Source organism: Pseudacidovorax intermedius (genome assembly GCF_003350475.1).
In the GTDB taxonomy this organism is placed as follows: domain Bacteria; phylum Pseudomonadota; class Gammaproteobacteria; order Burkholderiales; family Burkholderiaceae_C; genus Xenophilus; species Xenophilus intermedius.
In genome coordinates this window covers 832,688-855,186 of the sequence record NZ_QQAV01000001.1, presented here as the reverse complement: position 1 = coordinate 855,186, position 22,499 = coordinate 832,688, and the positions used below count along the sequence as shown (strand labels likewise).

The window sequence follows — 22,499 nt, the reverse complement described above, 5'->3', positions numbered from 1 at the left end:
GTGTTGTGGTCGATGACGGAGCACGGCGGCGCCTCGCTGCGCCGCGGCAGGGCAAAGGCGGGCCGGGCGGGGCGACTCAGCGCGGCTGCAGCACGGCCATGGTCAGGCGCGAGACGCAGGTCAGCTCGCCGTCGTCGTTGCGCAGCTCGATCTGCCAGACCTGCGTGCTGCGGCCGCGGTGCACCGGCCGTGCGGTGCCGGTGACCCAGCCCTTGGAGGCGGCGCGCAGGTGGTTGGCGTTGATGTCCAGGCCCACGGTACGCTCGTTCTCGGGCACCGAATAGTGGGCGCCGCAGGAACCCAGCGTCTCGGCCAGCACCACCGACACGCCGCCATGCAGGATGCCGTAGGGCTGGATGGTGCGGGCGTCCACCGGCACGCGGCCGACGATGTAGTCGTCGCCGATCTCCAAGAACTCCAGGCCGATGTGGCCGCCCACGGTGCCCACATGGCTGCGGGTGAGTTCCTCGATCGAGATGGGTTTCTGCCATATGCACATGGGTGTCTCCGTCGGCTGTCGGGTTGGATGAAAGAGCCGCGGAACTATAGCCAGCGCACCGGGGCGGTGCAGTCGCCTGCGGGCGGTGGCCATTTGCCCGTCATCGCGCCCGCAGACGCGACGCTGTTCCTACCCGATTCGCGGTCTGGTCCCACAGTCCGCGCGCCCGGGCGCGCTAGGCTGGCCCGCCAGCCCGCACCGCGGGTTTTCTACACCCCATGGAACGAGGAGCCCCCATGAGCCAGGACGACAAGAACGCCCCGCCCGACGCCTTCCGCTTTCCCACTGCCGACAATCCGCAGGCGGCCGAGAAGGTGGCCCCGCCCGAGAAGCGCGAGCCCGACGAGGCCACGCTCGACGAGGGCATCGAACAGTCCTTTCCCGCCAGCGACCCGGTGTCGGTGACGGTCAGCCCGCCGCCGCGCAAGCGCGACGAAGGCGCACGTCGGCCGGTGAAGGGCCTGGTCATTTCCAAGTCCTTCGCCCTGATCGCCTCGGCCGCCATCGCCGGCCTGGCCATCGCGGCCATCAGCCGGCCCGTGGTGCGGCGCCGGCTGCACTGGCGCTGAGCCTTTCTTACTTGGCGGGCGCGGGCGGAATGTTCAGCCCGCGCGCGACCGCCGGACGCGCGACGAAGGCGTCCAGCACGCGCTGCACCTGCGCGAAGTCGCCGAAGCCCACCAGTTCGCGCGCCTCGTAGAAGCCGACCAGGTTGCGCACCCACGGGAAGATCGCGATGTCTGCGATCGAATAGTCGCTGCCCAGTACCCAGTCCTTGCCCACCAGGTGTTTGTCCAGCACGCCCAGCAGTCGCTTGGACTCGGCGACGTAGCGGTCGCGCGGACGCTTGTCCTCGTAGTCCTTGCCGGCGAACTTGTGGAAGAAGCCCAGCTGGCCGAACATCGGCCCGATGCCGCCCATCTGGAACATCAGCCACTGCAGCGCGTGATAGCGGCCGGCGGCGTCCTTGGGGATGAACTGGCCGGTCTTGTCGGCCAGGTAGACCAGGATGGCGCCCGACTCGAACAGCGCCAGGGGCTGGCCGTCGGGTCCGTTGGGGTCGAGGATCGCCGGGATCTTGTTGTTCGGGTTGAGCGACAGGAACTCGGGCGAGGTCTGGTCGTTGGCGCCGAAGTCCACGCGGTGCACCTCGTAGGGCAGGCCACATTCCTCCAGCATGATCGACGCCTTCACGCCATTGGGCGTGGGCAGCGAATAGAGCTGCAGCCGGTCCGGATGCGTGGCAGGCCACTTGCGCGTGATGGGGAAGGCGGAAAGGTCGTTGGACATGGGGAGTCGAAGTCTTGGGGAGCGAGCGCGCCAGCATGCCAGAAGGCCGGTCGCGGTGCCGGCATGGCTGCCAAAGCGCCCACGCGGCGACCTCCTGCCCGGCCAGCGCTGCAGGCGCTCAGGCCGCGGGCTGGAATCCGGGCAGGCGGTGCATGCGCCGCCGCAGCGCATCGATGAAGGCCGTGACGCGCGCGGGCCGATAGACGCCCGGTGGCATGGCCACATGGATGCTCACCGGCTCCAGCCACCACCGCGGCAGCACGCGCCGGACGCGGCCTGCGTCGATATCCGCCTGGCACATCCAGGGCGCTGCGGCGCCGATACCGTCGCCGTTCAGGATGGCGCGGTAGCTGGACAGCAGGCTGTCGGTGCGCAGCGGTGTATCGATGGGCACCATCTGCGCCCGGCCGCTCCTGTCCAGCAGCCGCAGCGTGCCCATCACATGCGGCACCAGGCCCACGCAGGGCAGGGTGGGCAGGCGTGCCAGCGTGACGGGACCGGTTCGTGCCAGCAGGGCCGGACTGGCCACCAGCACACGCTCCATCGAACCCAGCGTACGACTGACCAGCCCGGGGTCGCGCACCTCGCCCACGCACACCCAGCATTCGGCACCTGACGCGGCGAGGTCCACCACGCGGTCGGTCAGCGTCAGCTCGACCCGCAGTTGCGGCCAGGCGGCGCGCAGGTCGGTCACGGCATCGGTGAGAAAGCCCGTGCCGTAGCCCGATGGCCCGATCACGCGCAGTGTGCCCTCCGGCCGGCTGCGGGCGCCGGAGATGCGCTCGGCCAGTCCAGCCCACCGGTCGGCCAGCGCGCGCGCCTCGGCCACCAGCTGCCGCCCTTCGTCGGTGAGCGAAAAGCTGGCCGTGGTGCGCAGGGCGAGCTTGCAGCCCAGCATGCGCTCCAGCTCCAGCAGGCGGCGGCTGGCGGTGGGCTGCGTGATGCCGAGCGTCCGGGCGGCCTTGCTGAGCGAGCCGGCTTCGGCCACACGCACGAAGGTGTCGAGCAGGTCGAGGCGGTCATGGATCGGCTTCATGCGGCGAGCGTATAGGACTTCATCGTTCCATGCGGCTAGTGCAATTGCCGGGCCCGCCTTATCGTGCGGCCGCATGAACCGCGTCGCCTCCGACATCGACCCGCTGCCTGCCAGCGCTGCCCCGCAACCTGCCCGCCTGATCGGCGACACGCCGCGCGGCGGCTCCGTGCTCAGCTTCTACAGTCCCCGGGGCGCGGCGCGGCCTCCGCGCGTGGGTCGGGGCGAGGGCGTCTGGCTCTGGGATGCGGATGGGCGCCGCTACCTCGACGCCACCGCCGGTGCCGTGGTCGCCAACATCGGCCATGGCAACCGGCATGTGATCGCGGCCATGCAGGCGCAGGCCGAGCGCGTGAGCTTCGCCTATCCGCGCTTCTTCGAAAGCGAGCACAACATCGCGCTGGCGGATCGGCTCTGTGCGCTGGCCGGGGAGGGCTTCGACCGGGCCTTCTTCGTCTCGGGTGGGTCGGAGGCCAACGAATCGGCCCTCAAGCTCGCGCGGCAGTACGCGGTGGTCACAGGCCAGGCGGGGCGCTGGAAGGTGATCTCGCGCGACCCCAGCTACCACGGCTCCACGCTGGGCGCACTGGCCGTGACCGGGGACGCGCACACCCAGGCCATCTATGGCCCCATGGTCAAACCCATGCCGAAGGTGCCGGCGCCGCTGAGCTACCGCCTGCCGGAAGGCCACACGGCCGAGAGCTACGCCATGGCCTGCGCCGACGCGCTGGAGCGCACCATCGAGCAGGAAGGTCCCGAGACCGTGCTGGCCTTCATCCTGGAGCCCATCGGAGGGCTTTCCACCGGCGCCGTGGTCTCGCCGGCCGCCTACTTCCAGCGGGTGCGGCAGATCTGCGAACGCCACGGTGTGCTGCTGATCTACGACGAGATCATGAGCGGCGCCGGCCGCACCGGCGAATTCCTCGCCGCGCACCACTGGCCGGGCGCCCGGCCCGACCTGGTGACGCTGGCCAAGGGCCTGGCGGCCGGCTACACGCCGCTGGGTTGCCTGCTGGCACCGGCGCGCATCGTGGACGCGGTGGCAGGCGCGGGCGGGTTCGTGCACGGCCATACCTACTTCACCAATCCGATGTCCTGCGCCATCGCCAACGCGGTGATGGACGAGGTCGAGCGTCTGGACCTGGTGGCGCGGGCCCGGGAGCGCGGTGTCGGTCTGCGCCGCCGCCTGGAGGCCGTCGCTGCGCGCTCGCCGCTCGTGGGTGATGTGCGCGGCCTGGGCCTGTTCAGCGCCATCGAGCTGGTGGCAGACAAGGCCACGCGGCGTTCACTGCCGGCCGACTTCAACGCACCGGCACGGCTCACCGAACACGGTCTGCGCCACGGCATCGCGCTCTACAACCGCCGCGCCAACCTGGGGGCCTTCGGCGACTTCCAGATGATCACGCCCCCGCTGACCATCAGCGAGCCCGAACTCGACGAGCTGGTCGACCGCCTGGGCCGCGCGCTGGACGATCTGGCGGACGAAGTGGTCCGGCGCGGCCTCACCTGAGCCCAGAGGGCGTTCATCGAAAAACCCACGGCCGGCCGTCCCGCGCTCCTGGCAGGGACGGCGCCCCTGCAGGCCCGGCTGTCGGCACCGCCGGCCGGCCGATCCCGCCTTTTCCTCCACGACCCGCGAAAGACACCATGACACTGCCTGCCTTCCTCCGCCTCGGCCTGGCCTGCGCCGGCCTGGCCTTCGCCTGCGCCGCACCGGCGCAGGTGCCCACGGGCAAGGGCCCGCTGCGCCTTGTCGTCGGCTATCCGGCCGGCGGCTCGGCCGATGTGCAGGCACGCACGCTGGCCGACAAGCTGGCGGCCGACCTCGGCGTGACCGTGGTGGTCGAGAACCGCACGGGCGCCGGCGGCCAGATCGCCGCCGACTATGTGCGCGGTACCGCACCCGATGGCCTGACGGTGCTGCTGGCCAACATGCACATGATGGTGATGCTGCCGCTGACCTCGCGCTCGGTGCGCTACGACCCCGTCAAGGACTTCGCCGCCGTCGGTCGCATCGCCACCTTCTACGAAGGCCTGGCCGTGCCCGCGGCCCTGCCGGCCAAGGACGTGCGCGAATGGCTGGCCCTGGCACGCACCGACGCCTCGCGCGGCAGCTACGGCGTGCCGGCGCCGGGCAGCGTCTCGCAGTTCATCGGCTTCCGCCTGGGCAGCGAGGCCGGCGTCAAGCTCACCGCCGTGCCCTACCGCGGCGCCGCGCCGCTGGTGCAGGACCTGCTGGGCAACCAGGTGGCGGCCGGCATCACGCCCATCGCCGATCTGGTGCAGTACCAGCAGGCCGGCAAGATCAGGATCCTGGCGGTCAACGGCGCCCAGCGCGCGGCCCAGCTGCCGGACGTGCCCACGCTCAAGGAGCTGGGCCAGCCGCATTTCGACAACCTCGAATGGACCGGCCTGTTCGTGCCGGCCGCCACCCCCGCCGCCACGGTCGCTCAGCTGCATGCCGCCCTCGGCAAGGCCCTGGCGCAGCCGGACGTGAAGGAGCGGCTGGCCAAGCTCAGCAGCGACGCCAACCCGAGCACGCCCGAGGCCCTGACGCGGCTGATCGCCGAAGACCTGCAGCGCTGGGGACCGGTCATCAAGGCCTCCGGCTTCTCCACCGAATGACGGCGGCGATCCCGCCCCACCGTGCGCTGGCGCTGCCGGGTGTCCATGGCTACACGGGCGCCAAGACCGTGCATGCCGGCGAGGCCATCGACCTGCACCTGAGCGTGGACCGGCCCTGCCGGCTGGGCATCTACCGCCTGGGCGACGATCCCGAGGACCGCGCCAGCGACCGCCTGGTGGCCGACCTGGGCAGGGTGCAGCCGCACATCCAGCCGATTCATCCCGGCTCCTATGTGCATGTGCCACGTGGGCTGCCGGCCGGCATTGCCCTGCCGGGCCTCAGCCTGGAGTGCTGGGTGATGCCCTGGCGGGTGGACGGTCCGCGCCAGGCACTGATCACGCAGTGCGATGACCCGGCACAGGGCGGCTTCGGCCTCTTCATCGCATCGGACGGTGCGCTGGGCCTGTGCCTGGCCGATGCCGGAGCGCCGTCGGCCGGCGCTGTCCCCACCCATCGCTGGACCGCCGGCCGGCTGAAGGCCCGCGTCTGGCAGCATGTGGCCGCGACCTGGGACGGCCGCACGTCGGCGCTGTGGATCGACGGCGTCTGCGTCGGCCGCCAGACCTGGACCGGCCTCCTTCGTCCCGGCGCCGCGCCGTTGCGGCTGGGCGCTTGCGGCGACGGGGGCGTGGCGCAGGCCTTTGCCGATGTCGACCTCGCCCTGCCGGCCATCCACGAATGCGCGCTGCCGGCCGAGGCGCTGGCGCAGCGCGTGACCGATCGCGGCCGGCATCTGCCCGCCCATCCCGCCCTGCGCGCCTGCTGGCCGCTGCGCGAGGGACGGGGCGAGGTGGTCGCCGATGCCAGCGGCCATCAGCGCAACGGCCGCATCGTCAACCACGGCACCTGGATGATCCGCGGCCCCGGCTTCGACGAGGCCGTGGCTGTCCGTGACGGCGACCCCTTCGCCACTGCCGGGCAGTGCCACGGCCTGCGGCTGGCGGCCGACGACCTCTACGACTGCCGATGGGCCATCACCCATCGCGTGACGCTGCCGGTGAACGCGCAGCCCGGCCTGCATGTGGCGCGGCTGGGCGTCGAGCTGGACGGGCGCGAGGCGGTGTACGACATCACCTTCCTGGTCAGGCGTCCGGCCGGTGCCGCGCCGGCGCCGCTGCTGGTGCTGTGCGCCATGAGCAGCTGGCTGGCCTATGCCGCGACGCCCTTCGCACGCAACACCGTGGACGACCCGGTCTGGCCGCGCCGATCCACCGGCCTGCCCAACAGCCATCCCGATGCGCCGGCCTACTGCAGCTACACCTTCCACCGCGCAGGCCAGCCCAGCTACTTCACCGGCCTGCGCATGCCCTGGCCCAACGCCAGCCCGGCGGCGCTCTACGACCCGGCCGGCAGCGGCTTCGCCCAATGGACGCGGCTGGAGCGCCGCCTGCATGTCTGGCTGGAGAAGGAAGGCTACGACTTCGACCTGCTGGCCGATCTGGACGTGCATCGCGACCCGGCGCTGCTGGCGCGCTACCGAACCGTGGTGGTCAATGGCCACAGCGAGTACTGGTCCACGCCCGTGGTCGACGCCTTCGACGCCCTGCTGCGGCGCGGCGGCAGCGCGCTCGTGCTGTCGGGCAACACCATGTACCTGCGCGTGAGCTTCGACGAGGACATGGCGGTGATGGAGCAGCGCAAGAACGAGGAGCGCGGCGCCGATCCGGCCCAGGCCGCGCTGCGCCCGCCCGCGGGTCCCTTCGGCGAGGAATTCCACAGCCAGGACTGGATGCGCGGCGGCCAGCTGCGCGGCGTGGGCCGTTCGGCCGCGAGCATCATCGGGCTGGAGACCGCGGGCTGGGGCTTTGCCGATGCCGGCGACTTCGGCGTGTACCACGTGACGGCCGCGCAGCATCCCTTCTTCGCAAATCCGCTGCCCGTCGGCCTGGCCGAGGGCGACACCTTCGGCCATGCGCCCGGTGGCGGCCTGCCGCGCGCCATCGGCCACGAATGGGACCTGACGGTGGCCAGCCTGCGGCGGATGACGGGCACTGCGCCTCCGGCGGGCGAGGTCCTGCCCGAGCCGCCCGCGGGCCTGCAGGTGATCGCGCAGGGCCGCCGCCGCGTGCCGGGCGCCCTGGACGCCTACCTGGACTGGTTCTCGCGACCCACCGAGGCGCTGGACGGCGGCCTGTCGGCCGAGATGATCGACTGGCAGCGGCCCCAGGGCGGGCGGGTCTTCCATGCGGGCGCGGTCGGCGCGGCCTGGGTCGTGGGGCACGACCCGGCCTTCGACCGGCTGCTGCGCAACGTGCTGCACCACTTCGACGTGCCTGCACCGCATGGCAGGCGCCCACCCGGCGGCCCGACCGGCTGATCGCACGCGCGGTGGCAGCCGGACCCTCGCGTCGGCATCGCTCGATTCAAGCGGCGATCACCTCGGCATCCGCCACCGCCGCATGCAGCCGCGCCACGGCATCGGCGCGCCGCGTGAGCACGGCGCGTTGGTTGAGGTAGCCCTTGTCGGTGATCTCGCCGTGGTCGGCATCGGGGGGCGTGCCCAGCACCAGTGCGCGGGTGGGGCAGCGGGCCGAGCCCAGCCCGGAGGCCATGCGCTGGCGCATCGCGGCCTGCAAGGCCTCGCGCAGCTTCGCCGGTTCGGCGGCGCCCTGTGGACTGGGAAAGACCAGCAGGCCCACGGCCTCGCGGTCGTGGCCGGTGAGCACCAGGTCCTGCACCCAGGGCGCGAGCTGCGACACCAGCTCGATGCGCAGCGGGCCCACCGACACCCAGGTGCCGCTGCCGAGCTTGAAGTCCTCGGCCACGCGGCCGTCGAAGACGATGCCGCGCTCGGGCCGCGCCGCATCCACCAGGTAGCCGGCATCGCCGATGCGGTAGTAGCCCTCGGCGTCGAAGGCGGCCGCCGTCTCGCGCGGCTGGTGGCGATAGCCGGGCGTCACCGTCACGCCGCGGATGCGCATCTCCAGCTTGCCGCCGTTGGGCACGAAGCGCACCTCCATGCCGGGCAGCGGATTGCCGATGCAACCCGCGCCATCGAGCGTCCAGTGGGCCGAGGTGATGGCCGGCGAGGTCTCGGTGCAGCCCCAGGAGGTGGTGAGCCACAGCGGCTGGCCCGGCCGCACGCGCTCGGCCAACGCATGCAGCCGCTGCCAGGTGGCGGGCGACAGCGCCGCCGCCGCGTAGAAGGCCAGCCGCAGCCGCGAGAGGATGTCCGCGGCCAGCGCCGCGTCGGCCTCCATCAGCGGCAGCAGCATGTCGAAGCCGCGCGGCACGTTGAACCACAGCGTGGGCCGTACCTCGCGCAGGTTGCGTGCCGTCTTCTCGACCAGGCCCGGCGCGGGTCGCCCTTCGTCGATGTAGAGCGCGCCGCCATGGGCCAGCACCATGTTGAGGTTGTGGTTGCCGCCGAAGGTGTGGCTCCAGGGCAGCCAGTCCACCAGCACCGGCGGCTCCTGCGTCAGGAAGGGCCAGGTCTGGGCCATCATCTGCTGGTTGGCGCACAGCATGCGGTGGGTGTTGATCACCGCCTTGGGATGGCCGGTGGAGCCCGAGGTCATCAGGTACTTGGCATGCGTCTCGGGGCCGATGGCCTCGAAGGCGTCGCGCACCGCGGGCGTCTCAGGTGTGGCGCACAGGGTGTCGAAGGCCAGGCCGCCGGGCCACGCACCGGCATGGGCGCTGAACACGCAGGGCACGTCGAGGTCGCAGGCGGCGATGGCGGGGCCGTAGACCTGCGCATCGGCCGCATAGATGAGCCCGGGCCCGAGCAGCCGCAGCATGCCGGCCAGGCGCGTGTGGTCTTGCGTGAGCCGCGAATAGGCGCTGGACAGCGAGCAGCTGGGCCGGCCGATGTGCATGGCCGCCAGCATCATCACCGCATGGTCGATGCTGTTGTCCGACAGGATCACCACGGGCGCACCCTCGGGCAGCCGCAGATCGAGCAGCGCCTGGGCCAGGCGGCCGACCTGCGCGCGCAGCTGCGCGTAGCTGACGCGCCGCCAGTCGGCGCCATCCGGCGTGCGCTCGGCCAGCGCCAGGGCATCGGGCGTGCGCTCGGCCCACTGTTCCAGCCACTCGCCCACGCAGCGCGCATAGGGCTGCAGGGCGATGGGCGAGCGCAGCGAGAAGCTGCCGTCGTCGAAGTCGATGCGCACGGCGCGCGGCGGTGCGACCTGTGCGGGGTCGTCCAGGAAGTCGATGGGGGGCATGGATGTCTCTCTAAAGGGCGGACGCAGTCAGGGCAGGGTGCCGTCCCCGGCCTTGGCGCGCATCAGGTCGATCAGCAGGTCGTCGCGGCTGCGGGCCAGCGCGTCCTCGCGGCGCTCGCCGCGGGCCTCGGCCACGCCCTGCACCACGCGTGCCTTCAGCGCGGGCGTCATGGCGGGCTGGCCCAGGTCGCGCCACCAGCTCTCGATGGGCCCGCCCAGGTGTTCCAGCAGATGCGCCATGCCGCCTTCGCCGCCCGACAGGTGCAGGTTCATGAAGGGGCCCATCACCGCCCAGCGCAGGCCGGGGCCGTGCGCGATGGCGGTGTCGATGTCGGCCACGCTGGCCACGCCCTGGTCGACGAGGTGGAAGGCCTCGCGCCACAGCGCCGCCTGCAGCCGGTTGGCGATGTGGCCCAGCACCTCGCGCCGCACGTGGATGGGCCGCTTGCCCAGCGCCGCATAGAAGGCCATGGCCCCTTCGATGGCCTCGGGCGCCGTCGCCTCGCCGCCGCCAACCTCCACCAGCGGGATCAGGTGCGGCGGGTTGAAGGGATGGCCCAGCACCACGCGCTGGGGCGCCTCGCAGCGCACCTGCATGCCGCTGACCGGCAGGCCCGAGCTGCTGCTGGCCAGCAGCACCTGCGGTGGCGTGGCGGCGTCCATGCGGGCATAGAGCTCGGCCTTGAAGTCGGCGCGCTCGGGGCCGCTCTCCTGCACGAAGTCGCAACCTTCCAGCGCGTGCTCCAGCGAGGCGTTGAAGCGCAGCCGGGCTGGCGATGCGCCCTCGGCCAAGCCCATGCGCTGCAGCGTGGGCCAATGGCGATCGACCGCGGCGCGCAGCCGGTCCTCGGCCCCGGGCGCGGGATCGGTGGCCGACACGTCCAGCCCGCGCGCCAGGAAGAAGGCGGCCCAGCTGGCGCCGATCACGCCGGTGCCGACGATGCCGACGCGGCGGATGTCCGGGTGCCCGCTCATGACGCCTTCCAGCGCGCGCAGCGGCTTTCGGCGCGCGTGGTCCAGGCGGCCTCGCCGCGGATGGCCTCGACCACCTTGTAGTAGTCCCAGGGCTCCTTCGACTCCGCGGGCGTCTTCACCTGCATCAGGTGCATGTCGTGCACCATCAGGCCGTCGTCGCGCAGCCAGCCGCCCTGCACGAACATGTCGTCGAACTTGGTCTTCTTCAGTTGGGCCATCACCTTCTCGCCGTCGTCGCTGCCGGCCGCCTGCACGGCCTTGAAGTACTGCAGCGCGGCGGAATAGTCGCCGGCATGGAAGGAGGTGGGCATGCGCTTGTGCTTGTCGAAGAAGCGCCGCGCCCAGGCCCGCGATTCGGGGCTCTGGTTCCAGTACCAGCTGTCGGTCAGGAACATGCCCTGCGCCGTCTTCAGTCCCAGCGCATGCACGTCCTGGATGGTGATGATCATGCCGGCCAGCTTCATCTTCTGCGCCAGGCCGAACTCGGCCGCGGACTTGATGGCGTTGACCGTGTCGCCGCCCGCGTTGGCCAGGGCCAGCACGTCGGGTTTGGCGCTGGTGGCCTGCAGCATGTACGAGGAGAAGTCGCTCGCGCCCAGCGGATGCTTGACCGCGCCGGCCACCGTGCCGCCGCCGGCTTCCACCACCTTGCTCGCATCGGTCTGCAGCGCATTGCCGAAGGCATAGTCGGCCGTCACGAAGAACCAGCGCTTGCCGCCGCCCTTGACCACGGCGCTGGCCGTGCCGCGGGCCATGGCCACGGTGTCGTAGGCATACATGACGGTGAAGGGCGAGCAGTGCTCGTTGGTCAGGCTGGAGGCGCCGGAGCCGACGACGAAGTAGGGCTTCTTCTTGTCGCGCGCCACGCCGGCCATGGCGATGGCGGCGCCGGAGTTGACGCCACCGATCAGCATGTCCACCTTGTCCACGTCGAACCACTCGCGGGCCTTGGCGGCGGCGATGTCGGGCTTGTTCTGGTGGTCGGCCGTGAGCAGTTCGATCTTCTTGCCCGCGACGCTGCCGCCCATGTCGGCGATGGCCATGCGGATGGCCTCGGCGCCGGCCGGGCCGTCGTAGTCGCGGTAGACGCCGGACATGTCGCTGATGAAGCCGATGCGGACGGTGTCGTCCGAGATCTGGGCCGAGGCGCCGGTCGCGCAGGCGAGCGCGGCCGCCGCGGCCAGCAGGGCGCGGGTGAAGGTCATCGGGGTCTCCTCGTGGTGGTCGGAATCAGGCGGCTGCGTCGGCCAGCGCCGCCGGCGCGAACTCGGGCCGGGGCGTGCCAGTGCGCGGCAGGCCCATGAGCTCGCGCGCCTCGTCGGGCGTGGCCGGTTCCATGTCCAGCTCGCGGATCAGCCGCACGATGCGCTCGGTGAGCTGCACGTTGGTGGCCAGCTCGCCCTGGCGGTAGTACAGGTTGTCTTCCAGCCCCACGCGGGCGTGGCCGCCGAGCAGCAGCGCGGCCACGTTGGCCTCCAGCTGCGAAGGACCGATGCCGCTCACGCAGAACAGGCTGTTGCGCGGCAGCACGTCCACCATCTGCTGCAGGTAGCGCGGCGAGAAGGGCATCGCGTTCTGGAAGTTGCGGTGCACGTTCATCACCAGGTTGATGAAGTGCGGCGCCTCGTCATGGCCTTCCTCGATCAGCGTGGTCACGTCCTGCAGGATGTGCGTGTGCGCGAAGACTTCCCACTCCGGCTTGATGCCGCGCGCCTTCATGCCGGCGGCCAGCTCGCGCCCCTTGGACAGCGGCGTGTCCATCAGGATCTCGCGGCCGCCGAAGCTGAGGTTGAGCGTGGTGGCGTCCAGCGTGCACATCTCGGCGCCGGCGTCCATGCCCTTGATGCGCTCCTCCCAGGCGATCTCCCAGCGGTCGCCGGGCAACGGCCGGACCATGTCGCCATGCACACCGCCGCCGGTGGAGTTGTTCAGCACGATGTCGCAGCCCGCGTCGCGGATGCGCCGGTTGATGTCGCGGTAGATGGCGGGGTTGCAGGTGGCGCCGTCGTCGGGCCGCCGTGCATGGATGGCGACCACGCTGGCACCGGCGTTCCAGCAGCGCAGCACGTCGGCGGCGATCTCGTCGGGTTGCGTCGGCAGATGCGGGTTCTGCGACTTGTGGGCCATGCCGCCGGTCGGGGCGATGGTGACGATGACCTTGCGCTTGCTCATCGTGTCTCCTGATGTGTTCGTGGTAGGCGCGGCTATTATTTTTTTCGGGCCCCGCGCACTCAGTCGTTGCGATGACATTTGCCCTGGGGGTTAGTACCGTCCCGCGTCCCATCACGACACGCGCCATCGATTCCAGGAGACCACCATCCGCCACCGTCCCATGCCCGCGCGCAGAAGCCTCGACGACCTGCTGGCCCACAGCGCCTGGTACCCGGCGTTGCCCGGGGCGACGCGGTTGCATGTGCGAGAGCGGATGCGTGAGGCCGAGGTGCCTGCAGGCACCGCGCTGTGCCGCATGGGCGATGCGCCGCTGCACTGGTATGGCGCCATCGAGGGCCTGCTGAAGTGGTCGGTGGGCAGTGCCGACGGCCGCTCGGTCACGCTCGGCGGTCTGTCGGTGGGCAGCTGGTTCGGCGAAGGCACGGTGCTCCGGGGCGCGGCCCGCACGGCCGACGTGATCGCGCTGCGGGACAGTCGGGTGGCGCTGATGCCGGCCGAGGTCTTCGACTGGTTGCGCAGCCACGAGCCCGGCTTCGCCGACTACCTGCTGCGCCAGATCAACGAGCGCATGCACTGGTTCCTGGGCAACTTCGCCGCCCACCACCTGCTGGACACCGACAGCAACGTGGCGCGTGCGCTGGTGGGGCTGTTCCATCCGTGGCTGCATCCGGGCAGCGATCCGCACCTGCAGGTCACGCAGGAGGAGATCGCGCACCTGTCCGGCGTATCCCGTCAGCGCTGCAATGCGGCGCTCAAGCGGCTTGCGGCCGACGGGCTGGTGGAGCTCGAATACGGCGGCATCACGGTGGTCGATCTGGCCGGGCTGCGCGCCCGGGTGCCCGGCGCCTGAGCGCCGATGGGCGGCGCGCTAAACGCCCAGCCGCTGTGCCAGCGCGTCGGGCTGCGCCAGCAACTCGGCCGAGGCGCCGGCCAGCACGATGCGGCCCTTCTCCATCACCACCGCCTGGTCGGTGTGGTGCAGCACCTTGTGCCAGTCGCGGTCCACGATCAGCGTGGCGATGCCGCTGGCACGGATCTCGGCGATCACGCGCCAGATCTCGGCCACGATCAGCGGCGCCAGACCCTCGGTGGCCTCGTCCAGGATCATGAGGCGCGGATTGGTCATCAGCGCGCGGCCGATGGAGAGCATCTGCTGCTCGCCGCCCGACAGCTGCTGGCCGCCGTGCGACAGCCGCTCCGACAGCCGCGGGAAGGTGGCCATCACGCGCTCGAAGGTCCACGCGCGGCTGCCGTCGATGCCGGGCCGCGCGGCCATCACCAGGTTCTCGCGCACCGACAGGTTGGGGAAGATGCCGCGGCCCTCGGGCACGTAGCCGATGCCCAGGCGCGCCATCTTCTCGGGCGCCCAGCCGGTCACGTCGCGGCCGTCGGCCAGCACCTGGCCCGAGGCGGGGCGCACATAGCCCATCAGGCTGCGGATCAGCGTGGTCTTTCCCATGCCGTTGCGGCCCAGCAGGCCCACGGCGCAGGCGGCGGGCACCTGCGCATCGACGCCGCGCAGGATGTGGCTGTCGCCGTAGTAGGTGTTGAGGTCGCGGATGGAGAGCATGGAAGGCGGCTTCGCTTCAGTGTTCATCGCCCAGGTAGGCGGCGCGCACGTCGGGATTGGTGCGGATGGCCTCGGGCGTGCCGGTGGCGATGACGGCGCCGTTGACCATCACGGTGATGCGGTCGGCCACGCGGAAGACGGCGTCCATGTCGTGTTCCACCAGCAGGATGGCATGGCGCGCCTTCAGCCGCTGCAGCAGCGCGAGCATGCGGTCGGTCTCCTCGGCGCCCATGCCGGCCAGCGGCTCGTCCAGCAGCAGCACGCGGGGGCGCGTGGCCAGGCACATGGCAACCTCCAGCTGGCGCTTGGCGCCGTGGCTCAGCGTGCCGGCGATGCGGTGCGCTTCGGTGCTCAGGCCCGCGGCCTCCAGCGCCTCGTGGGCGGCGGCGTTGCTGGCCTGGCAGCGTGCCGACGATTCCCAGAAGGCCCAGGCCCGCGGCGTCGCAGCTTGCGCCGCCAGGCGACAGTTCTCCAGCACGGTGAACTCGCCGAAGATGGTGGTGCGCTGGTAGCTGCGGCCGACGCCGCCCAGCGCGCGCCGCGGCTGGGGCAGGGCGGTGATGTCGCGGCCATCGAGCGCGATGCGGCCGGCCGAGGCCTCGATCTCGCCCGAGAGCATGTTGATCAGCGTGGACTTGCCGGCGCCGTTGGTGCCGATCACCGCATGCACCTCGCCCACATGCAGGTCGAGTGTGACCTCGCTCACCGCCACCAGGCCGCCGAAGCGGCGCGTGAGGCCCTGCACGCCCAGCAGGGCCGCGGTCGATTCGACGGCGTTCATCGTGCCGCTCCCTTGCTGGCACCCATCGGCGACAGCCGCTCGCGCAGGCCGATCAGCCCCTTGGGCAGCAGCGCCACGAAGACGATGATGACGATACCCAGGCTCAGCTGCCAGTGATCGGCCAGCGGGCCCACCAGGCCGTGGGTGGACAGCACTTCCTTCAGCAGCGTGAAGGCCACCGCCCCGAGCACCGCACCGCGCAGATGGCCCAGGCCGCCCAGGATGATCATCAGCAGCACCTCGCCCGAGTTGTGCCAGGCCATCAGCTCGGGGTTGACCACGCCGTCGCGCGCCGCCACCAGAAAGCCCGCCAGCCCCGCCAGCGCGCCGGCGATGACGAAGGCCGCGAGCTTGTAGGCATAGGTGGGAAAGCCCACCGCACGCATGCGCTGCTCGCTCACGCGGATGCCCGCCAGCGCGGCACCGAAGCGCGAGCGGCGGATCAGCGCCAGCAGGCCGTAGGTGCCCGCCAGCGCGGCCAGCACGACGTAGAACAGCACCAGGCGGTTTTCCATGTCCAGCGCACCGACGGCCGGGCGGATGTAGAGGTAGATGCCGTCGCTGCCGCCGCCCACTGGCGTGTCGTGGAAGACGAAGAAGGCCATCTGCGCGAAGGCCAGCGTGACCATGATGAAGTAGACGCCGCGCGTGCGCAGGCTCAAGGCGCCCACCACCAGCGCATAGAGCGCCGCGCCGCCCATGGCCAGCACCAGCAGCACCAGCAGGTTGCCGCCCTCCTTGCCCGAAGCCAGGACGGTGATGTACGCGCCGATGCCGTAGAAGGCGGCGTGGCCCAGGCTCACCAGCCCGGTCATGCCCACCAGCAGTTCGAGGCTGAGCGCAAAGATGGCAAGGATCATCACCTTCACCACCAGGTCGGCCGCATAGCCGCCCAGCAGCGGTCCGGCGATGGCCAGGATCACGGCGGCGGCCAGCGGCAGCAGTGCGCCCTGGGGCAGGCCGCCGGCGCGGGTCGGGGTGGAGGAGGACAAGGGCGGGGTCATCGCGGAAGACGTGGTGGTGTTCATGCGCGCTTGCCCATCAGGCCCTCGGGGCGCCAGATCAGGATGATGGCCATGAGGAGGTAGATGCCGATGCCGCTCAGCTCGGCGAAGAAGACCTTGCCGAAGGTGTCGACGAAGCCGACCAGCAGCGAGGCCACGAGCGCACCGGTGATGGAGCCGATGCCGCCGATCACCACCACCACGAAGCAGATGATGAGCACGCTGGCGCCCATGTTGGGATAGACCGAGGACATGGGTGCCGCGATCATGCCGGCCAGCGCCGCCAGTGCCACACCGGCGGCGAAGACGATGCGGTAGAGCTTGCGGATGTCGATGCCCAGGCCGCGCACCATGTCGCGGTTGCTGGCGCCGGCGCGGATCATCATGCCCAGACGGGTGCGGTTGACGACGGCATACATGGCCACGGCCAGCACGATGCAGGCCACCGACGCGAAGATGCGGTACCACGGGTAGCTCATCACGTCGCCCAGCGCGAAGCTGCCCGCCAGCCAGCCCGGCAGCGGCACGCCGTGCACGTCGTTGCCCACCAGGATGGAACGCAGCTCCTCGAACACCAGGATCAGGCCATAGGTCATCAGCACCTGCTGCAGGTGGTCGCGCTGGTAGAGGTAGCTGAAGAAGGCCCATTCCAGCGCATAGCCCAGCGCCGCCGCCAGCAGCACGCCGGCCACCAGCATCAGCAGGAAGCTGTCGCCGAACAGCGGCGCCAGCGAGAAGGCCATGTACGCGCCGATCATGTAGAAGCTGCCATGCGCCAGGTTGATGACGCCCATGATCCCGAAGATCAGCGTCAGGCCCGAGGCAAGCAGGAACAGCAGCAGCCCGTACTGCACCGAGTTCAGGCATTGGACGAGGAAGGTGCCGAGTTCCACGAGTGAGGTTCCGAGATGCGAATTGAAGAGGGGCCGGCCCGGCTGAGCGTCTATTCCGTTCGGCCTGAGCCTTCATTCCGTTCGGCCTGAGCTTGTCGAAGGCCGTGCACGGCGCGGTGCCGGGCTTCGACAGGCTCAGCCTGAACGGTTGTGGTGGCTCAGCCCAAGCCTTAGCTGCGGCTCAGCCCAAACAGTGGACGCGGCTCAGCCCGAGCGATGGGAGTGATCTCAGGCTGGCAGAAGAAGAGCGGATATTCCCGAGCAGGCCGAATCGCTTACATCCGGCATCCACGCCCAGGGTCTGCAAGGCCCTTGATCGCCACATTCACCAGCTTGTTCTCCTTGCCCTCCACCTTGCGCAGATAGATGTCCTGCACCGGGTTGTGCGACTTGCCCACGGTGAAGGCGCCGCGGGGGCTGTCGATCTTCGCCTTCTCCACGGCGGCGGCGAACTCCGCCTTCTTGCTGGCATCGCCCTTGGTCGCGGCCAACCCGACGCCCAGCATCTGCGCGGCGTCGTAGCCCTGCACGGCGTAGACGTCGGGCTGCAGCTTGAAGGTCTTGGCGTAGGCGGTGCGGAAGGCGTTGTCCTTGGGCGTGTTCAGGCCGTCGGCATAGTGCAGCGTGGTCAGCATGCCGGCGGCGGCATCGCCCTGGGCGTCCAGCGTGCCGTCGGTCAGGAAGCCGGGGCCGTACAGCGGGATCGTCTTGTTCAGGCCGGCGGCCGCATAGTCCTTCACCAGCTTGACGGCGCCGCCGCCGGCCATGAAGGAATACACCGCGTCGGGCTTGGCCGCCGCGATCTCCGTCAGCAGGGCCTGGAACTCCACGTTCGGGAAGGGCAGCGTCAGCTGCTTGACCACCTTGCCGCCGCCCTTCTCGAAGCCTTCCTTGAAGCCGGCCGTGGACTCATCGCCGGCCGCGTACTTCCAGGTCAGGGTGATGGCGGTCTTCTTGCCTTCCTTGGCCGCAACCACGCCCATCGCATAGGCGGGCTGCCAGTTGCTGAAGCTGCTGCGGAAGATGTTGGGCGCGCACATCGGGCCGGTCACCGCATCGGCGCCGGCGTTGGGCACGATCAGGATCGTGCCGCTTTCCTTGGCCGCCTTGGCCATGGCCATGGCCACGCCGGAGTGCACCGTGCCGATGATCACGTCGACGTTGTCGCGCTTGATCAGCTTGTTGACGTTGTCGGTGGCCTTGGCCGGGTCGGACTCGTCGTCCACTTTGAAGTACTCGATCTCGCGGCCGCCGAGCTTGCCGCCCTGCTCGTCCACATAGAGCTTGAAGCCGTTCTCGATGGCCACGCCCAGCGCGCTGTAGGTGCCGCTGAAGGGCAGCATCAGGCCGACCTTGAGCTTGCCGGTGCCTTGGGCCGACGCAGTGACGGCCAGACCGGCCAGGGCGAAGGCGGCGAGGGTGTTGCGGGGGAAGCGGATGGGCATGCGTCTGTCTCCTGGGTAGTCGTGAAATTACTTTACAACTAAAGTAATGTGGGCGGCTTCGGTGTTTACCTGGGCGCGCGGGCGGCTGCCCCGCGCAAGGAAGGCGCGAGCATGCGGCCTGTGGCCTCGATCACCTGCTCGGGTTGATCCCTATGGGGCGAGTGGCCGCAGCACGGAATGGGCAGCAGCTGGGTGCCGGGTACGCGCGCCGCGATGCCCTCGATCTGCGCCAGCGTGCCGTACTCGTCGTCCAGGCCCTGGATGGCGAGCACCGGGCAGTGGATGCCTTCGATGTCGGCCTCGATGTTCCAGGCCCGGAAGGCCGGTGCCAGCCAGATGTCGTTCCAGCCGCGGAAGGCCGAATCCACGTCGTCGTGATAACGGGCCAGTCGCGCGCGCAGGTCCGCATGGTCGTAGGCCTGGCGGGCGAGTTCGATGTTGTGCACCGTCACGTCTTCCACGAAGAGATGGGGCGCCAGCAGCACCAGCCCGGCCACGGCCTGCGGATGGCGGGCGGCGAAGAGCAGGGCGATGGAGCCGCCGTCGCTGTGCCCGAACAGCCACACGGGCGTGTCGATGCCCAGGGCCGCGAGGAACGCCGGCAGCACCTCATGGGCCTGGCGGTGCATGAAGTCCACGTCCCAGCGCTCTTCGGCCGGCCGCGGCGTCGAGCGTCCGTAGCCGGGCCGCGAGTAGACCAGGCCGCGCACGCCCAGTGTCTGGCAAAGGCTGTCGGGGAAGTCCTTCCACATCGCCACCGAGCCCAGGCCCTCGTGCAGGAACACCACCAGGGGCGCCGCCTCGGCACCCGCCGGGACGATGAAGCGGTGCTCGATGCGCACCGCGCGGCCGCGCCAGTCGATCTCGGCGAAGTCGGTGCCGCTCACGCGTGCTGCTCCCGCTCGCGCAGCCGGAAGCGCTGGATCTTGCCCGTCGCCGTCTTGGGCAGCTCGTCGATGAACTCGATCAGCCGCGGGTACTTGTAGGGCGCGAGCCGGTCCTTCACGAAGGCCTTGAGTTCGGCATCGGTGGCGGGCTGGCCGGGCTTGAGCACCACGTAGGCCTTGGTCTTGGTGAGGCCTTCGGCATCTGCCACGCCGATGACGGCGGCCTCCAGAACGGCCGGGTGCTGCACCAGCGTGGCCTCGACCTCGAAGGGCGAGACATAGATGCCGCTGACCTTGAGCATGTCGTCGCTGCGGCCGGCATAGGTGTAGTAGCCCTCGGCATCCCGCACGTACTTGTCGCCGGACTTGGTCCAGCGGCCCAGGAAGGTGTCGCGCGTCTTCTCGCGGTTGCCCCAGTACATGAGCGCGCTGCTCGGGCCGCGGATGTAGAGGTCGCCGACTTCGCCGTCGGGCACGGGGCGGCCGTCCTCGCCGCGCAGCTCCACCTCGTAGCCCTCGACCGGGCGGCCCGTCGTGCCGTAGCGCACGTCGCCGGGCCGGTTGGAGAGGAAGACATGCAGCATCTCGGTGGAGCCGATGCCGTCGATGATGTCGCAGCCGAAGTGCGCCTTGAAGCGCTGGGCGATGTCGGCCGGCAGCGCCTCGCCGGCGGACGAGCCCATGCGCAGTGCGACCTGATCGCGGGCAGGCAGCTGCGGCGAGGCCAGCATGCCCGCATAGCCCGTGGGCGCGCCGAAGAAGACCGTAGGCCGGTGCTCGGCCTGCGTCCATCGCTTGAAGGTGGCCTCGGGCGTGGGGCGTTCGGCCATCAGCACCACGCTGGCACCCACCGACAGCGGGAAGGTCAGCGCATTGCCGAGCCCGTAGGCGAAGTAGAGCTTGGCGGCCGAGAAGCACACGTCCTGCTCGGTCAGCTGCAGCACCGCCTTGCCGTAGAGCTCGGCCGTCCACCACAGGTTGCCATGGGTGTGGACGGTGCCCTTGGGCTTGCCGGTGGAGCCGGAGGAATAGAGCCAGAAGCCCGGGTCGTCCGGCGTGGTGGGCGCGGGGGCGGGCCGCGGCTCGGTGGCGGCAATGGTGTCTTCCAGCGCCTGCATGCCGCGCGGCAGCTCGCCCGTGGGCTGGGCGACGATCACCGACTGCAGCTCGTGCGTGCCCTTTTCCATCGCGCTCTGCAGCACCGGCAGCAGCGCGCCGCCCACCAGCGCGGCCTGGGCGCGGCTGTGTTCCAGCATGTAGGCATAGTCGTCGGCGGTGAGCAGCGTGTTGACGGCCACCGGCACCACGCCGGCGTACAGGCTGCCGAGAAAGCACACGGGCCAGTCCTGCGTGTCGTGCATCAGCAGCAGCACGCGCTCCTCGCGCCGCACACCGGCGGCGGTGAGGGCCGCCGCCAGGCGGCGGGCGCGGTCTTCCAGCTCGCCATAGCTCAGCACGCCCCGGTCGTCGATGTAGGCGGCCTTGGCGGCGCGGCCGCGGTTGAGGGCGAACAGGTGTTCGGCGAAGTTGAAGCGGGCGGGCAGGCTCATCGTTGTCTCCTAGTCACTCCCTGGGGGCTCTTTTTCTTGTCAGGCGCGTGTCACGACACCAGCGCGTCCAGCACCGCAGGACTGGCCTGCACGGCCGCGCGCCGGTGGTAGAAGTCCAGCGCCCGCAGGCCGCCCAGTTCGGCGCCGCCACCGGCGCGGCCCGGGCCGCCGTGCAGCGACATGGGCATCACGTTGCCGTGGCCGGTGTGGGCCTGCGCCACCTCGGGCGTCACCGCATGCACGCGGCCGTGGCTGGCGGCCAGGGCGAGGGCGGCGCGGCCGATCTCGGCCGGCTCGCTGCCATAGACCGAGGCCACCAGCGAGCCCAGCCCGCGTTCGGCCAGGGCCAGCGCATGCGGCAGGTCGCGGTAGGGCAGCAGCGTGGCCACGGGGCCGAACACCTCCACGTCGTGCACCACGGCCGCGCTGTCGGCATCGCGGGCGCCCAGCAGCACCGGGCCGATGCAGGCGGCGATGGCCGGGTCGCAATCCACCAGCGCGGCGCGGCGGCCGTCGTGCAGCACCTCGGTCGCGGCCTCCAGTTGCTGCAGACCCTGCTGGACGGAGGCCAACTGCTCGCGGCTGACCAGCGAACCCATGCGCACCGACTCGTTGCGCGGATTGCCCACGCTCACTTTCGCCAGCCGGGCGGAGACGGCCTCGGCCACCGGCGCATAGAGCGCCTCGGGCACCAAAACGCGGCGGATGGCGGTGCACTTCTGGCCGGACTTGACCGTCATCTCGCGCACCACCTCCTTGACCAGCAGCTCGAACACCGCATCGCCCGGCGCGGCGCCGGGCAGCAGCAGGGCGCTGTTGAGGCTGTCGGCCTCGATATTGGCGCGTACCGAATGGCGAGCCACCGCCGCATGGCCGCGGATCAGCGCCGCGGTGTCGGCCGAGCCGGTGAAGGAGACGAGGTCGAAGGGCCTCAGCGCATCCATCAGCCCGGCCGAGCTGCCGCAGACCAGGGACAGCGCGCCCGGCGGCAGCACGCCGGCGTCGATCACATCGCGCACCATGCGCTGCGTGAGCCAGGCGGTGGCGGTGGCAGGCTTGACGATCACCGGCACGCCCGACAGCAGGGCCGGTGCCGCCTTCTCCCACAGCCCCCAGGCCGGGAAGTTGAAGGCATTGATGAACAGGGCCACGCCCTGCACCGGCACCTGCACGTGCTGGGACTGGAAGACCGGCTCGCGGCCCAGCCGCACTGGCTCGCCGTCCTTCAGTGCATGGGCGTCGCCCAGCGACTCGCCCCACTTGGCGTACTGGCCCAGCGTGAAGATGCCGCCGTCGATGTCCACCGCCGAGTCGTTCTTCACCGTGCCCGAATTGGCGGTGGCGATCTCGTAGTAGGCATCGCGGTTGGCCTGCAGCACCTTGACGATGGCGGCCAGCAGGCCGGCACGCTCGCGGTAGCTCAGCGCCCGCAGCGCCGCGCCGCCGGTCTGGCGTGCGAAGGCGAAGGCGGCGGGCAGGTCCAGACCGGTGGCGTCGACGCGCACGAGCTCGGTGCCGAGCACCGGGTCGACCAGCGGCGTGCCGGCGCCGGTGCCCGCCTGCCAGCGGCCGGCGACGTGGTTCTGGAGAAGTTCGGTGGTCATC

General features: G+C 70.7%; 20 protein-coding genes. 5 read left to right on the top strand and 15 right to left on the bottom strand.

Features of this window, described 5'->3' with window-relative positions; all coding sequences use genetic code 11:
- Positions 1-76: 76 nt before the first annotated feature.
- On the bottom strand, positions 77-499 hold the full coding sequence (locus DFR41_RS03740) for a PaaI family thioesterase (RefSeq protein WP_114801730.1): 423 nt from the start codon (positions 497-499) through the stop codon (positions 77-79).
- Between the two features lie 236 nt (positions 500-735).
- Here DFR41_RS03740 and DFR41_RS03735 point away from each other — a divergent pair, with 236 nt between their 5' ends.
- Positions 736-1,068 (top strand): hypothetical protein, encoded by a 333-nt coding sequence (locus DFR41_RS03735; RefSeq protein WP_114801729.1) that lies wholly within the window; start codon positions 736-738, stop codon positions 1,066-1,068.
- Positions 1,069-1,075: 7 nt separating this feature from the next.
- Here DFR41_RS03735 and DFR41_RS03730 read toward each other — a convergent pair whose 3' ends face one another.
- Together DFR41_RS03730 and DFR41_RS03725 are read right to left on the bottom strand one after the other, a co-directional pair.
- Positions 1,076-1,789, bottom strand: coding sequence for a glutathione S-transferase N-terminal domain-containing protein (locus tag DFR41_RS03730; protein WP_114801728.1), 714 nt, complete (start codon positions 1,787-1,789; stop codon positions 1,076-1,078).
- 118 nt (positions 1,790-1,907) lie between these two features.
- Complete coding sequence (locus DFR41_RS03725) at positions 1,908-2,825, bottom strand: LysR family transcriptional regulator (RefSeq protein ID WP_114801727.1); 918 nt, start codon at positions 2,823-2,825, stop codon at positions 1,908-1,910.
- 73 nt (positions 2,826-2,898) lie between these two features.
- On the opposite strand from DFR41_RS03725, the gene DFR41_RS03720 reads away from it, so the two are divergent.
- The 3 genes from DFR41_RS03720 to DFR41_RS03710 all read left to right on the top strand — a co-directional run bounded on the left by DFR41_RS03720 (position 2,899) and on the right by DFR41_RS03710 (position 7,765).
- The gene (locus DFR41_RS03720; protein WP_114801726.1) at positions 2,899-4,332 is read left to right on the top strand and encodes an aminotransferase family protein; all 1,434 of its coding nucleotides are present in this window, start codon (positions 2,899-2,901) and stop codon (positions 4,330-4,332) included.
- Between the two features lie 137 nt (positions 4,333-4,469).
- A complete protein-coding gene (locus tag DFR41_RS03715; protein WP_114801725.1) occupies positions 4,470-5,447 on the top strand; it encodes a tripartite tricarboxylate transporter substrate-binding protein in 978 nt (325 codons plus the stop codon).
- Positions 5,444-7,765, top strand: a complete 2,322-nt coding sequence (locus tag DFR41_RS03710; RefSeq protein WP_114801724.1) for a N,N-dimethylformamidase beta subunit family domain-containing protein — start codon at positions 5,444-5,446, stop codon at positions 7,763-7,765. Before DFR41_RS03715 ends, DFR41_RS03710 begins: the two co-directional genes overlap by 4 nt.
- Positions 7,766-7,811: 46 nt before the next feature.
- Here DFR41_RS03710 and DFR41_RS03705 read toward each other — a convergent pair whose 3' ends face one another.
- Genes DFR41_RS03705 through DFR41_RS03690 form a run of 4 tightly spaced genes read right to left on the bottom strand, consistent with a single transcriptional unit; the run spans position 7,812 to position 12,764 of the window.
- A complete protein-coding gene (locus tag DFR41_RS03705; RefSeq protein WP_114801723.1) occupies positions 7,812-9,617 on the bottom strand; it encodes a feruloyl-CoA synthase in 1,806 nt (601 codons plus the stop codon).
- 27 nt (positions 9,618-9,644) lie between these two features.
- Positions 9,645-10,592: a 3-hydroxyacyl-CoA dehydrogenase NAD-binding domain-containing protein gene (locus DFR41_RS03700; protein ID WP_114801722.1), complete on the bottom strand. Its 948-nt coding sequence runs from the start codon at positions 10,590-10,592 to the stop codon at positions 9,645-9,647.
- Positions 10,589-11,797, bottom strand: coding sequence for an ABC transporter substrate-binding protein (locus DFR41_RS03695; RefSeq protein ID WP_114801721.1), 1,209 nt, complete (start codon positions 11,795-11,797; stop codon positions 10,589-10,591). Before DFR41_RS03695 ends, DFR41_RS03700 begins: the two co-directional genes overlap by 4 nt.
- A 25-nt stretch (positions 11,798-11,822) precedes the next feature.
- A complete protein-coding gene (locus tag DFR41_RS03690; protein ID WP_114801720.1) occupies positions 11,823-12,764 on the bottom strand; it encodes a beta-keto acid cleavage family enzyme in 942 nt (313 codons plus the stop codon).
- A 160-nt stretch (positions 12,765-12,924) separates the two neighbouring features.
- Here DFR41_RS03690 and DFR41_RS03685 point away from each other — a divergent pair, with 160 nt between their 5' ends.
- A complete protein-coding gene (locus DFR41_RS03685) occupies positions 12,925-13,614 on the top strand; it encodes a Crp/Fnr family transcriptional regulator (RefSeq protein WP_114801719.1) in 690 nt (229 codons plus the stop codon).
- Between the two features lie 18 nt (positions 13,615-13,632).
- Here the strand turns inward: DFR41_RS03685 and DFR41_RS03680 are convergent, their stop codons facing one another.
- From DFR41_RS03680 to DFR41_RS03650, 8 genes are all read right to left on the bottom strand, one after another.
- Complete coding sequence (locus DFR41_RS03680) at positions 13,633-14,334, bottom strand: ABC transporter ATP-binding protein (protein ID WP_017757727.1); 702 nt, start codon at positions 14,332-14,334, stop codon at positions 13,633-13,635.
- A 16-nt stretch (positions 14,335-14,350) separates the two neighbouring features.
- A complete protein-coding gene (locus tag DFR41_RS03675; protein WP_114801718.1) occupies positions 14,351-15,115 on the bottom strand; it encodes an ABC transporter ATP-binding protein in 765 nt (254 codons plus the stop codon).
- Positions 15,112-16,119, bottom strand: coding sequence for a branched-chain amino acid ABC transporter permease (locus tag DFR41_RS03670; RefSeq protein WP_211322558.1), 1,008 nt, complete (start codon positions 16,117-16,119; stop codon positions 15,112-15,114). The genes DFR41_RS03675 and DFR41_RS03670 overlap by 4 nt, the downstream gene beginning before the upstream one ends.
- Positions 16,120-16,139: 20 nt before the next feature.
- Positions 16,140-17,012, bottom strand: a complete 873-nt coding sequence (locus DFR41_RS03665) for a branched-chain amino acid ABC transporter permease (protein ID WP_017757730.1) — start codon at positions 17,010-17,012, stop codon at positions 16,140-16,142.
- Positions 17,013-17,287: 275 nt separating this feature from the next.
- Positions 17,288-18,457, bottom strand: coding sequence for an ABC transporter substrate-binding protein (locus tag DFR41_RS03660; protein ID WP_114801716.1), 1,170 nt, complete (start codon positions 18,455-18,457; stop codon positions 17,288-17,290).
- A 65-nt stretch (positions 18,458-18,522) separates the two neighbouring features.
- Positions 18,523-19,344, bottom strand: coding sequence for an alpha/beta fold hydrolase (locus DFR41_RS27935; protein WP_244917636.1), 822 nt, complete (start codon positions 19,342-19,344; stop codon positions 18,523-18,525).
- On the bottom strand, positions 19,341-20,894 hold the full coding sequence (locus tag DFR41_RS27930) for a benzoate-CoA ligase family protein (protein ID WP_244917635.1): 1,554 nt from the start codon (positions 20,892-20,894) through the stop codon (positions 19,341-19,343). The genes DFR41_RS27935 and DFR41_RS27930 overlap by 4 nt, the downstream gene beginning before the upstream one ends.
- A gap of 50 nt (positions 20,895-20,944) precedes the next feature.
- A complete protein-coding gene (locus DFR41_RS03650; RefSeq protein ID WP_114801715.1) occupies positions 20,945-22,498 on the bottom strand; it encodes a 3,4-dehydroadipyl-CoA semialdehyde dehydrogenase in 1,554 nt (517 codons plus the stop codon).
- Position 22,499: the final 1 nt, after the last annotated feature.